General features: G+C 67.6%; 10 protein-coding genes. 2 read left to right on the top strand and 8 right to left on the bottom strand.

Annotated elements, in window-relative coordinates:
* Positions 1-150: 150 nt before the first annotated feature.
* From Van01_RS12565 to Van01_RS12590, 6 genes are all read right to left on the bottom strand, one after another.
* Positions 151-2,085, bottom strand: a complete 1,935-nt coding sequence (locus Van01_RS12565; protein ID WP_204006210.1) for a hypothetical protein — start codon at positions 2,083-2,085, stop codon at positions 151-153.
* Positions 2,086-2,309: 224 nt separating this feature from the next.
* A complete protein-coding gene (locus tag Van01_RS33000; RefSeq protein ID WP_239099034.1) occupies positions 2,310-2,798 on the bottom strand; it encodes a hypothetical protein in 489 nt (162 codons plus the stop codon).
* A gap of 287 nt (positions 2,799-3,085) precedes the next feature.
* The gene (locus Van01_RS12575) at positions 3,086-4,165 is read right to left on the bottom strand and encodes a trypsin-like serine peptidase (RefSeq protein ID WP_204006217.1); all 1,080 of its coding nucleotides are present in this window, start codon (positions 4,163-4,165) and stop codon (positions 3,086-3,088) included.
* A 774-nt stretch (positions 4,166-4,939) separates the two neighbouring features.
* Entirely contained in the window at positions 4,940-6,346 is a 1,407-nt protein-coding gene (locus Van01_RS12580) for an SDR family NAD(P)-dependent oxidoreductase (RefSeq protein ID WP_239099035.1), read from the bottom strand.
* Between the two features lie 536 nt (positions 6,347-6,882).
* Positions 6,883-7,119, bottom strand: a complete 237-nt coding sequence (locus tag Van01_RS12585) for a hypothetical protein (RefSeq protein WP_204006227.1) — start codon at positions 7,117-7,119, stop codon at positions 6,883-6,885.
* A gap of 165 nt (positions 7,120-7,284) precedes the next feature.
* Positions 7,285-8,205 carry a helix-turn-helix transcriptional regulator gene (locus Van01_RS12590; protein ID WP_239099036.1) on the bottom strand — a complete coding sequence of 307 codons (921 nt, stop codon included), beginning with the start codon at positions 8,203-8,205 and terminating at the stop codon, positions 7,285-7,287.
* A gap of 9 nt (positions 8,206-8,214) precedes the next feature.
* Here Van01_RS12590 and Van01_RS12595 point away from each other — a divergent pair, with 9 nt between their 5' ends.
* Positions 8,215-9,261: an alpha/beta fold hydrolase gene (locus Van01_RS12595; protein ID WP_239099037.1), complete on the top strand. Its 1,047-nt coding sequence runs from the start codon at positions 8,215-8,217 to the stop codon at positions 9,259-9,261.
* Between the two features lie 101 nt (positions 9,262-9,362).
* Here the strand turns inward: Van01_RS12595 and Van01_RS12600 are convergent, their stop codons facing one another.
* Positions 9,363-10,778, bottom strand: a complete 1,416-nt coding sequence (locus Van01_RS12600; protein ID WP_239099038.1) for an aspartate aminotransferase family protein — start codon at positions 10,776-10,778, stop codon at positions 9,363-9,365.
* On the opposite strand from Van01_RS12600, the gene Van01_RS12605 reads away from it, so the two are divergent.
* On the top strand, positions 10,768-11,676 hold the full coding sequence (locus Van01_RS12605; protein ID WP_204006231.1) for a LysR family transcriptional regulator: 909 nt from the start codon (positions 10,768-10,770) through the stop codon (positions 11,674-11,676). The genes Van01_RS12600 and Van01_RS12605 overlap by 11 nt on opposite strands.
* 50 nt (positions 11,677-11,726) lie before the next feature.
* Here Van01_RS12605 and Van01_RS12610 read toward each other — a convergent pair whose 3' ends face one another.
* On the bottom strand, positions 11,727-12,680 hold the full coding sequence (locus Van01_RS12610) for a helix-turn-helix domain-containing protein (protein WP_204006233.1): 954 nt from the start codon (positions 12,678-12,680) through the stop codon (positions 11,727-11,729).
* Positions 12,681-12,732: the final 52 nt, after the last annotated feature.

The following is a 12,732-nucleotide window of genomic DNA, read 5'->3' on the forward strand; positions in this document are numbered from 1 at the left end:
GCAGCCCATGCCAATGCAGCTCGTTCCCTACAACGTTCGACGCCCCGCACTGATCTGCCGCAAGGCGCCCGTCACGGAGGGTAGTCAGATCCTGGGTGTCTGCATCTGGGCATGTCGGTGAGTGGAACTGGAATGGCGGGCCCGGCGACGTCAGGGTGTGGCTGCGGCCAGTGCTTGCCTCGCCAAGGCTCGCGCCTCGTCGTCCTCGCTGATGCCGCGCCATCCTCCGCCGTAGAGCAGTCGTTGGTCTTGCTCGGCGGCGCGGTGCAGCAGGTGCGTGAACGTGGTGGCGGCCGGCCCGAGGGCGGCGAGGTAGCGCAGTGCCTGGCGGCTGACCGGCAGTTGCCGACTGTGCCGCAGGGGGTCGAGTGCCGCGTCGAATACGGTCAGGCAGAGGGCCGGGTCGCTGGTGATGCGGTAGTGCGCGAAGCCCAGTTCGACGCCGTCCCAGGTTGGCCAGTAGCTCGGCTTCTCCACGAGCTGCCGTTCGATGTGTGGCAAGTAGCGCGTGGCCAGCGGACCGAGGTCGGCTAGCATTCGGGCAGCTGAGGCATTGATGCGTTGTCCCTTGAGCACGTCGTCGCGGGCCAGGAACGGCTCGGGGTCGCCGACTATCCGGAACATGGCCCAGGCGGCGGCGGGGGCTTCCGGTCCATCGCCGATGGACATCTGCGTCAGTGTGGCGCGCGCCGCTGCGGCCGCGGGGCCGAGCGCGGCAAGGGCGGTGCAGGCCGGTATGGGGTGTTGCGTGTCGAGCATGGTGGTCAGTTCGGGTACTGCTGCCGCGGCTGTTGGTCCGTAGGCCGTCAGCACTTGGGTGAGCTGGTGGGCCGTAGGTGTGCCGGGATCGTTGCGCAGTCGCCATCGGATCGCGGGCACGAGGTCGTCGGCGTACGCGGTCAGCGGCAGGCAGACGTCGGCGATGCCCGGGTCTTGGTCGAGCCAGTAGAAGTCGTCGCCGTAATACGTCGATCCCATGCGGAAGACTTCTGGATCACGGCGCAGTGACCGTTCGACGGCCGGAATCGCTCGCCGGTCTCCCCACCGTGCCAGGGCCCATGCGGCCAGCGCTCCCGTGCGGCCTGGTTGGCTGATCAGCTCCGCGACGCGGTCCGACCAGGCACGACCGGCATCTCCCGAGGCGGCGAGTAGGTGGACAGCGGCTGCCCGGATGGGGGTTGGTCCCTCGAGCGCGGCGCCGATGTCCGGGATGAGCGCGACGGTGGCCGAACGCCACTTCCGCATGACCGTGCCCACCTCGGCGAGCGGCCGGTCGTCCTGTGTCCGGGCTGCTTCGCCGATCGCGATCCGGGCCAGGGCGATCCGGGCTTCGCGGTCGTCGCCGAGCTCACGGCCCAGCCAGCCAGCGGTCCGCTTCGGTACGGCGCCCGGGTACGCCGCGAGAAGGTGATCGGCCGTCCCGGCTTCGTGTCCGAGACGGCGGGCGGCGACCAGAAAGGTGAGACGCCGTGGATCGCCGGTTGGCGGGGTACGGTCGGACAGCCACACAGCGATAGCTGCTCGTTTCCCAGGCGCCACGGCGCCCTGCGCTGACGCGGTAACCAGGGCGAGAACGTAGTCGGCGGCGACATCGGGATCCGCCTCGCTGGGAAGACGACGCATCAGCTCATCGGCAAGGTCGTCCGCACGCTCGACCAGCTCGACCAGGATTTCCACACCGCCGCGCCGGACGGCGGGATCCGGATCGTCGAGCAGTTGCAGCAGGCTGTCGAAAGCCCCGAGCAGACCCTCGCGGCACGTCTGGGCCGACGGCTGGGACCGCCATGGCTCCCGCATCTCTCGGTCCAGCGCGGCGAAGCGGCATACCAGATCGAGGATGTCCGCTCGATGAGGAACCGTCGGGTCCAGGGCGAAGCGAATGAGGAACGGCAGCACCGCGGCGCCTGCGGGGTACACCGCACCGCCCTGGTGATAGACCGCTACGTCGAGATCGCCAAGAGCGTCAACGCAGATCTCCGGGTCGGTCATCGCCGCCAGCCAGCCCGGCACCTCATCCGCCGAGCCGTACGCATGCTGTAGCGCCGACCAGTCGATCTCATGAACCCCGTCCAGCAGCCCAGCCACGCCGCATCCTAAACCCTCTAGGAAGGTGACGGCGGCGCACCAGCGTCGAACAGATGATCAAGCAACGGCACACGATCCAGACTCAAAGACCAGGGCGTCATGAAGAGCGACACCCGGACATTATCGCGAGCACCGAGGCGCCCGCCGGCCGGGAAACCCGCGTGGTTCGCCGACGAGATGCCCACTGGCGTCGAACGGTTCCGGGTCCGTGTCTGGCCCCAGGCTTAGCCGCCGCGCGCGGGCCGTATGACCGGTGCGACCACGTCCCGTCGCAGGGCTCGCATCACCGCCGCACGCCGGACGGTGCCCGCAGGTGGCATGAGCCGACGGGAGTGCAGGACGATCAACCCCACCCACAGGGTGACCACCCCCGTGAGCACCGTCGCGAACGTCATCACGAACGGGACGTACACCAGCGGCGGCTTCAGCGACCAGAGCGCCGGGAGGGTGACGCCGATCGTGCCGACGACCCAGGGCGGTCCGCACTCGCGGGCGTGGTGGGCGAGCTGTCGCCAGAACTCGTCGGTGGTGTCGGCGTCGTAGCGCTCGCCCTTGAGCAGCGTGCGCAGTTGGTGCAGCGGCAGGGTGGTGTACGGCAGGCCTGGTATCGGGCGGGCGTTGAGGACCAGGGGTGCGGGTTCGCAGGTCAGCCGCGCGAACGCGATCCGGGTGGTGGGCGGGTGCGGGGCCCTTGGTCCGGAACTACAGCCCATGCAGGAGTACCATCCCGCCTGCAGCCTGCGGGTCGGTGAGGTGTTCAACCTCGTTGGGGCGCACCCCGCTTACCAGCCCGTCTTTGGCGCGTACCCGGTCGCGAAGCCCTGCATCACATCGATGCCCCGCCACAGCGAACGACCGTACCTCGCTCTGCGAGTAGCTCGTCCGACACGCCGCGGGCCGCCTCCAATGGCGACCAGTCGCTCGATCATTCGCCATTGGAGAAGGCCCGCTCAGGTCAAGGGCGCACTACCGGGACGAGATATCTGCCACCGGACATCGGTCAGCGAGGGGCGGTGAAGTTGTACAACTCCGACGCGGTGTCGTCGAAATAGGGTGACCACCACAACGTCGGTGCCGCGTACGAGTTGAGTGTGCTGTTGACCCCGTTGAGGTAGCCCCAGTTCCCATCCCAGTTGATCAACCACGGGCCGCCGCTGGCGCCTGCGGTCAGGTCGCAGTTGATGCGGATCCGCGCCCCGGACTGGGTCGAGTTGCCGCTGCACCTCAACAGGTTGCCGCCGTCGAACGGCGCGCCGCTCGGGTAGCCGAAGTTGTTGATGCCGACCGTGAAGCCCTGGTGCGTACGGAAGCCGTGGCCCCCGAACTGGTTCACGATGCGAACGCCGTTGCGGGTGTTCATGATGGCCACGGCCATGTCGGCCTCCCAGTTGGAGCTGTCGATCCAACTGCTCCAGGTCCACAGCTCGCGGGCCGTCCAGGTGCCGTGCGGCCGAGGGTTGGCCAGGTCATCGTCGTACGCCGGGACGAACGACCAGTTGGTGGCGAGACTGCTGCCGGGGCCGCCGTGGATGCAGTGGCCAGCCGTCCACACGGTGTTGAAGCCGACCGAGTTGATGACCGCGCCGGAGCAGACCCACGATCCGCCGTCCATGTTGAAGAAGACCTTGCCGTTGGACCGGGCGGTCGGGTGGTTGGAGCCGAGGTTCGGGTTGATGGCCTGGGTGGACATGCCCGGGGTACCCATCAGGCCCGCCACCGGAGGCACATCCACCGGCCTGGACCGGCTGGTCGGTGCGGCAGACGAGGTCCCTCCGCTCTGGGCGAAGCGCCGTGCCGCGGCCTTGTACGAGGGAGACTCCTCGACGGGCCTGGCATTGCGCATCCGCTCGGGTGTCCAGTACGCCTCGATCGCCTTGTCGGCAGTCACCTGCGCGCCGTACCGCTGCCTGCCGGCCGCCCATGCCTCGGCGCTGACGGCCGTGCCCACCTGACGGATGCTGTCGCCGTCGGCGTGCGGAGCCGCCTGCACCGGCTGGCCGACGGTCAGCAGCGGCAGGGCCAGGGCCAAGGCCAGAATGGGGTACGTTAGGCGCCGACCACCGATTGTTCTTGCTCTCATCGAACATCCCTCTTCCCGGCTCGGGTGAGATACCGGGGACTGCCCCGGTCGATATCTCGTTTCGGTTCTCTACGGCTGGTCATGCGGCCATCGTGGACTATGTTGGACACCGTTGGACTGCCGCTGTCGACAAAAAGACAGACGCCCGTCGATCTATTGCCGATTCGAGGTCGTCGATCATTCGTCGTTGTCGTGACCCCGCCCGGCGGGCCCGGTGCCGGCAAGCGCATCGATGAGGGAAGACGTGACTGGGCAACCCGCCCTATGCGTCCTCAATAGAGGTCAATTGCCCGACAACCCCAGCTCAAGCAGCTGCCCGTCGAACCCGCAATGGAGCTGGCTGCCATCCCCGCTCCATCGCCTGGTGGCAAGGGTCTCGCCTATGTTGAGGATCTTGGTCGCCTGAACTGGCTTCGATTCCTACCAATAAATGATCCAGGATCATGCAGGGTCTCCGGCGAGTCCGGAGACGCTGCATTGTCACGATGGCGGGCCATGCCAGACCGTGCGTCTACGTACCGCCGTAAACCGTTACGATCAGTTCCTGAGCTGGGGGATGTGGTTCGGATTCTGCCAAGTATGGTCCACCGGGTTCGAGCCGCACCAATTATCACACTTACTGCCATGCGGCAGTAGTTCGTAATGGCCAGAGGTCCGGCGCCGCCTGATGTCGGAACCACCTCGGGCGCTCCGAGCGGGCGTCGCCGCGGGCGGGCAGGTCCCCGCAATGCTCCCGGTCCCTGCGTGGATGAGGTTTCGGCAGGGCGGCACCGATCACCAGGCGCAGGGCGTGTAGTCCTTGAGGAAGCAGCCGTGCAGGTCTTCGCCCTGTTCGCCGCGGATGATCGGGTCGTAGACCCGGGCCGCGCCGTCGACCAGGTCCAGCGGGGCGTGGAAGCCGGCGTCCGCCAGCCGCATCTTCGTCGGGTGTGGCCGCTCGTCGGTGATCCAGCCGGTGTCGACGCTGGTCATGAGGATGCCGTCGGACAGCATCTCCTGTGCGCTGGTGCGGGTCAGCATGTTCAGCGCGGCCTTGGCCATGTTGGTGTGCGGGTGCCCTGGTCCTTTGTAGCCGCGGGCGAACTGGCCCTCCATCGCCGACACGTTCACCACGTACTTGCGGCGGGCGGTCGCTGCGGCCATCGCCGGTCGCAGTCGGCTGATCAGTACGAACGGCGCGGTCACGTTGCACAGTTGCACTTCGAGCAGTTCGACCGGGTTCACTTCGTGTACCCGCTGCACCCAGCTGTTGACCGGGTCGAGGTCCGGCACCAGACCGCCGGCGTCGATGGCGCTGGCTGTTGCGATCCGTTCCGGTGAGGCGGAGCCGCTGGTCAGCGCCAGCGCGGTGAGCGCGTGCGGGGTGATGGTGGGCGAGTTCAGTGGGGCGATCTGGCTGCCCGCCGGATCGCCCCGGCCGGCCGGTTTGGCGAACGTGATCATCTCCGGCAGCGGGCCGTCCGGCAGGGCCGCCGCCTCCGCGGCGACGAGTTGCGCGTACGCCGCAGGCGTGCGGCGTACGGTCTGCGCCGCGTTGTTGATCAGGATGTCGAGTGGTCCCTGGCCGCTGACCGAGTCAGCGAGGGCGATTACCTGGGCGGGATCGCGCAGGTCGATCCCGACGATCCGCAGGCGGTGGAGCCATTCCCCGCTGTCGGGCATCGCGGCGAATCGGCGGACCGCGTCGTGGGGAAACCGCGTGGTCACCGTGGTGTGCGCGCCGTCGCGCAGCAGCCGCAGTGCGATGTACATGCCGATCTTCGCTCGGCCGCCGGTGAGCAGCGCGCGTCGGCCGGTCAGGTCGGTGCGGGCGTCGCGGCGCTCCCGGTTCAGTGCGGCGCAGGGCGGGCAGAGCTGATGGTAGAAGGCGTCCACCTCGCGGTAGCGCTGCTTGCAGATGTAGCAGCCGCGCGGTTTGTGCAGGACGCCGGCCGTGGCACCTACGGTGGGGGAGGCGAGCGGGTTGCCCTGGGTCTCGTCGTCGATCCGGCACGGGGCGGCGGTGGCGGTGGCAGCCGTCACTGCGCGGTCGGCCGCCGCGATGGCATCCCGCCGTTCCTCACGTCGCCGCTGCTTGATCATTTTGTAGAGCTTCGCGGTGGCCCGCTGCACCCGCACCACGTCGGGGTGATCGGGAGGTAGGTCCTCCAACGCCTCGAAGACGCTGAGACAGGTCTCCATCCGGGTCGGCTCAATGCGGTATTGGCCGGTTTCCGTAACTTTGTCCGCCGTCATGCTGTCGCTGTCTCGTCCCGTTCCCTGCGCCGGATCTATCCGGCCCACCCAAGTCCGACCCGGAACTGTACGCACCGCACGGCCTCCGACGCATCCCGCACCTGTTCACCAGCCCGAAGGCCGTAGAGATCACACCTCGACCAGCTTTGTATGTTCAGGTCCGGTCCGACTGCGGCGGGTAGCAGGGGACGGGTCAGCACGTCCCATGGGGGAGCCGACCACCGGACCGACCAACTATGTCTACCTGCTCCCTTCCCCGGACTGCCGGACGATCGCCGTCGGCATCATCCAACAGGCGGGTGGGCGGCGGAAGCCGACATTGGATTCGGCTACGTTCCGTACAAGGGTCGTCGGTTCGAATCCGGCCGTCCCGACATTACGAAAGAGGCCGTCAACCGGGGTGACAACCCCTGGTCAACGGCCTCTGATCCGTTCTAGGGATTGGCGATGTAGTAGGCGACACCGGCTGTTGGAACGGGAGCCTACCGAGGGTCATCGGTGTCCCAGGGGTAGCTGAACTGCGCTGGCGCCAGTCCCCACGCGGCGACGAGCCGGAGCAGGCTGGACTCGTCGGTAGCGGTGTCGACACGGATCTGCCGGGCGTCGACGCCGTAGTCCCAGCCTTCGAGCTGCCGCTCGTTGAAGTCCCCAGTGGGCGAGCCGAAAGGATCGTTGCGTGTCCGGGCGTAGCCATTTTTCGCGCTCGGCGAGGTCGTCACGCTGGTCGAGGACCGGAGTGATATCGACGAAAGCACGGCGTCCCGGCGCTGCCGGCACCTCTGCCACGAGCCGACGCCCGAGCCGAAGTGCGGTGAGCTGCTTCGACGTGCCTGTGACGTGGAGCAGGAGCTCAGGAACCTTCTGGCCATCCGGGTACCGAAGCGTTACGGCGTACGGCGGTGCTGCCGGTCTCTGCCGTATCGCTCGGCGAGTGTGTCGCCGATCGAGGCCAGGTGGTCTCGCACGCCCGGAGGGCCGGTCACCTCGATCCATTCGACAAGTCCGGCAAGTTCGCCGGCGAGTGTGTATTCGTCGTTGCCGCGGATCACGACCTCGATGCGGCCGTCGGTCGTGGCGCCCCCCACCTCGAGCCGACTGCCGAATCCTATTCGGAGTACGCCTATCCCCTCGGGCGTGCACACCGCCCGGGCTTCGAGGGGGGTTCGTTTGCGGTCGACTTCGTCGGCGATCGTGCGCCAGCTCTCGGCAAGGTCGAAGTCCTCGGGCCGGTGCACGGGGTCGCAGGTCGGGTCGGCTGAGGAGACGCGGTCGATCCGGAAGGTCCGCCGACCGGCGTCGGTGTTGGCGACGAGGTACCACGATGAGCCCTTGGCGACGATGCCCAGCGGGTGGACGGTTCGCTCGGTTTCGGTGCCTTCGCGATCGACGTAGCCGAGCCGGACCTGGACGCCGCGGATCACCGCGTCCTGGAGAGCGTCGAGGAAGCGGGGCGGTCGCGGTTCGACCCGGCTCGCCCCCCACCGCCGCGGGTCCATGACGAGCGACGATGCTGCCGCCTCGGCCTGCACCCGGAAGGGTTCCGGCAGGGCGTGGACGAGCTTGCGCAGCGCGGCTCTCACAGCCGGCGTCGCAGCTGAGGCCGGGCCGGCGACCAGGAACAGGGCGCGGGCCTCACTCGCGGTCAAGCCGGACAGGTCGGTGCGGGCGCCGCCCACGAGGCGCCAGCCGCCGCCTCGACCCTGCACGGAGTACACCGGGACCCCGGCCATGCCCAGGGCGTCGAGGTCGCGGCGGGCGGTGCGCTCGGAGATCTCCAACTCCCGGGCGACCTCCACGGCCGTCACCTGCTCACGATGTTGCAGCAGCAGGAGGATGGCCATCAACCGGTCGGCTCGCACTCCGGCAACCTTGCCACGAAAACCGGTCAGGGGGTGACCGGTACTGGTCGGCAGGATGCCGGCATGACAACCGACTTTCCCGAGCCCACCCGCATTCCGGTGAACGGTGTGGAACTCGAAGTCTTCGAAGCCGGCCGGCAGAACGCGGGAAACCCGATCGTGCTCTGTCACGGCTGGCCGGAGCACGCCTTCTCCTGGCGCCATCAGATGCCGGCCCTCGCGGCAGCCGGCTACCACGTCATCGTCCCGAACCAACGGGGGTACGGCAACTCGTCCCGCCCGACCGACGTCACCGACTACGACATCGCACACCTGTCGGGTGACCTCGTCGCACTGCTCGATCACTACGGATACGACGATGCCACAGTCGTCGGTCATGACTGGGGTGCAGCCGTCGTCTGGGGCCTGACCCTGTTGCACCCGGACCGCGTCAACAAGGTGATCAACCTGAGCCTGCCGTACCTCGAGCGCGGGGACAGACCCTGGATCGAGTTCATGGAGGACGTGCTCGGTAGCGACTTCTACTTCGTCCACTTCAACCGTCAGCCGGGCGTCGCGGACCCCGTGTTCGAGGAGAACACGCTCCAGTTCCTGCGGAACCTGTACCGGAAGGATGTGCCAGTCACGGAGCCGCAGCCGGGCAATGTGTGGATCAACCTCGCCAGAATGGAAACCCCACTCGGTCAGCCCATCATGAGCGACAGCGAACTGGCCGTCTTCGTCTCCGCCTTCGAATCGGCAGGTTTCACCGGCGGAATCAACTGGTACCGGAACCTGGACCGCAACTGGCACCTCCTGGCCGACGTGGACCCGATCATTCGACAGCCCACCCTCATGATCTACGGTGACCGCGATACGGTCGCGAGGTCTGAAAGACTTACAGATTTCGTGCCGAAGGCGGAAGTGGTCAGTCTGGATTGCGGTCACTGGATCCAGCAGGAAAAGCCGGAAGAGACGAACCAGGCGATCCTCGAATGGCTGGACCGGCGGGAATCCGCCTAGCACTGCAGCCACATGGGACTGCGGGTTGGTGGCCCGGCGTCACCAACCCGCGCGATGCGCATTTCACTGTGTGGCCGGTCCGTCTCGCGTCATGACGAACCTCAGGACGGTGGCGCTTCGCTGATCGCCTGGTCCAGGATTTCCAGACCGAGTGCCAGTTCGTCTCGCGTCGTGGTCAGGGGTGGTGCGATCCGGAAGGTGCTTCCCATGCCGGGCAGTTGCACGACATTCATATGGAGGCCGAGCTCGAGGCAGCGGCGGGTGACGTGGGCACCGAGGACGTCCGAGCCCTCCCGCGTCTCCCGGTCGCGGACGAGTTCGATCCCCTGCATCAGCCCGCGCCCCCGTACATCTCCCACCACGGCGTGTCGGTCTCGGATGTCAAGCAGGCCGGCCCGGAGGAACTCGCCGAGTTCTCGGGCCCTGACGTCCATCTGCTCCTGTTGGAGGACGTCGAGCACGGTGTTGCCGACGGCGGCGACCAGGGGATCGGACACGTGTGTGGTGTAGAAGAGGTAACCCAACGCATGTGCCCGTTGCTCGATGTCCTCGGTCGTGATCATCGCGGCCAGCGGTAGGCCGGCACCCAGTGTCTTGGACAGCGTGAGGATGTCGGGCACTATGCCGTCGCGTTCGAAGGCATACCACATGCCGGTGCGGCACAGACCGGTCTGCGCCTCGTCGACGATCAGCAGCATGCCGCGCTCACGGCATTTTCGTGCCAGGGCGACGAAGTAGCCCGGCGGCGGTTCGATGATGCCACCGGAGCTGAGGATCGGCTCGACGATGCACGCCGCGAGACTTCCCGATGACTGGGCATCGACGAGGGCAAAGCCGTAGTCGAGTTGACGCTGCCAGTCCAACTCGCCGTCCGCAGTGGTGAAGTCGGGGCGGTACGGGTTGGGCGTGGGGATCGCGAAGTTTCCCGGCGTGGGCCCGTAGCCCCGGTGACCGGCGCTGTAGGTCGCGGCTGCCGCGGCGTGCGTCATGCCGTGCCACGACTTGGCGAAGGCGACGATCTCGTGTTTGCCGGTGACGAGCTTGGCCATCCGGATGGCCGCCTCGTTCGACTCGGCGCCGGTCGTCAGCAGCAGCGCCTTCTCCAACGGCGCGGGGAGGGACTCGGCGAGCCGGCGCGCGAGGTCGACGACCGAACGGGACAGCATGCCGCTGAACAGGTGGTCCAGTCTGGCGATCTCCCGCTGCACCGTTTCGACGATCGCGGGATGGCAGTGCCCGAGAATGGCGCTCATCTGGCCGGAGGTGAAGTCCAGGATCCGCCGGCCGTCAGCTGTGTACACGAAGCTACCGGCCGCGCGATCGATGATCTCGGGCGTGAACGATCCGCCGTAACGCACCAGATGGCAGGCAGCGTCAGACCAGAACTGATCGGGAGTACTGCGCTCGGTGGCCAGCGTCATGGGCCTCACGATAGGAGCGTTCGTTATGCACGAAAAGCTCGTGTTCTTGGCTACGCTGTGCGGAATCCACGCACAAGGAGCTCCGATGCGGCTCAACACGGCACGCCTGGAGATGCTCAGCCTGCTGGAGGGCCTCGGCACCATGCGGGCCGTCGCCGCGGCCCTGCACATGAGTCCGTCGGCGGTGTCGGCGCAACTGGCGGTGCTGGAGGCGGAGACTCACACCGAGCTTCTGCGCCGCAGCGGCCGACGCGTACAGCTCACGCCTGCCGGGCGGACGCTCGCCCGGCACGCCCGCATCATCCTTGACCAGGTCAAGGCGGCTGAGGCGGACCTGCGGAGCCGCTCCGGACAACCCACCGGGCCGGTCCGCCTCGCAGCCTTCTCCAGCGCCATCCGGACCGTCGTCATTCCGCTCGCCGCGCGGCTGCGGGAGGCGCATCCCAGGATCGCACTTGAGGTCGCCGAACTGGACCCGCAGGCCAGCCATCCGGCCCTGCGCCGAGGCGACTACGACATCATCGTGGCTGCGGATTTCATCGACGGATCCACGCCGCTGCATCCTGACGTGCACACCATTCCTTTGCTCACCGACGCCATCGTGCTCGTACTGCCGAGGACGCGGGCGGCGCCCGACGCACCGGCGGACCTGGCTGACTTCGCCGACGCGGCCTGGTCCATCGACATGCCCGGCACATACCTGTCCAATCTGGTGACGAGCACCTGCCGACGCGCTGGCTTCGAGCCGGTAGTGGCCGGCCGCTTCGCCAGCTACGAGCTGCTCCTGGCGCATATCGAAGCTGGCCTGTCCGTGTCGCTCCTGCCCGAGCTGGCCATGGACCGTCGCTTCCGCGTCGCCACCCGCCCGCTACGCCGACCGTTGACCCGCCACGTCTACGCGGCCGTGCGCAGCCGCTCGACGCTCACCGCAGCGAGCCAGATCGTCCTCCATGAACTTCGCGACCTCTGCACGACCCGGCCGTCCTCGGCGTGAGCGGATCGTGGCCGGGAAGAGCGGCAGGAGGGTGGACGGCGGGTCCGCTGTCAGTCTGGCTGCGGTTGCTGGCGGTAGTCCTGCGGCGAGGTGCCGTAGGTCGCCCGGAACAGGCGCGTGAAACTTGTCTTGTCGAGGAAGCCCCACCTGGCGGCGATCGCGTAGATGGGCTTGCTGGCGTGCAGGGGACTGGTCAGATCGCGACGGCACCGGTCCAACCGCCGCAGACGAATCAGCTCGGCCACGCTGGCTTCCTCGCCCTCCCACAGCCGATACAGGGTGCGCAAGGAGATGTGGTGAGCGGCAGCTACGGTACGGGCACTCAGATCTGCGTCGCCCAGGTGCTCGGTGATGAAGGCGTCAATGCGAGCCCGCAGCGCCTGCCGCTGGACCTCCGCCGGTAGTGCTTGCTCGCAGTCGAGGTGTTGGGCCAGGGTCGCCGAGATCAGGTCCAGAGCCATGTATCCCAGTTGTCCCGCATCGGCTGCTCTGAACTGCTCCGGGTGTGTAGTGACCTGAAGGAGGAACTGGGTCAGGAGGGACGCCATGCCCTCCGGAGGGAAGCGACCGGCGAGCAACCGGCTGACCTTGGCCCGTGGCAGCGGTACCGCCGACACCGGGACCAGCACCGAGATGGCCTTGGCCGTCGGGAGTGGTGAGTGCTGCCGGCCCGCCCTCGACGCGGGCTCGTCATGCGGGCGGTGTCGGCACTCGAAGGGACTGCTTGTGGAGAAGAGCGTGAACTCGGTCGGCCTGACCACGGAATGGCTGCGGTTCTGGACGATGGCGGCGTCCCCGGTGAGGGGGAGAGCCAGCCCGTACATCTCCGGATCATCTTGCCGGATCATCCCGGGCGACCGGCTCCAGGTGAGCGCCGGATAGCGGAACGACGACACCGTGGGGACACCCAGGTCGACAACGCTGGCGAAGCCGGTGAAGTTGGCGGAGTGCGGGCTGGAGAACGCCGCCTGCACGCTGCCCTCGGAGATGACCTCCTGCCACACGTCGAACCGGTCAGGCTCGGGAAAGAGCGCCAGATCGACTGTCTCGACGTGG

Origin of the sequence: Micromonospora andamanensis, assembly GCF_016863495.1 — a bacterium.
GTDB classification, from domain to species: domain Bacteria; phylum Actinomycetota; class Actinomycetes; order Mycobacteriales; family Micromonosporaceae; genus Micromonospora; species Micromonospora andamanensis.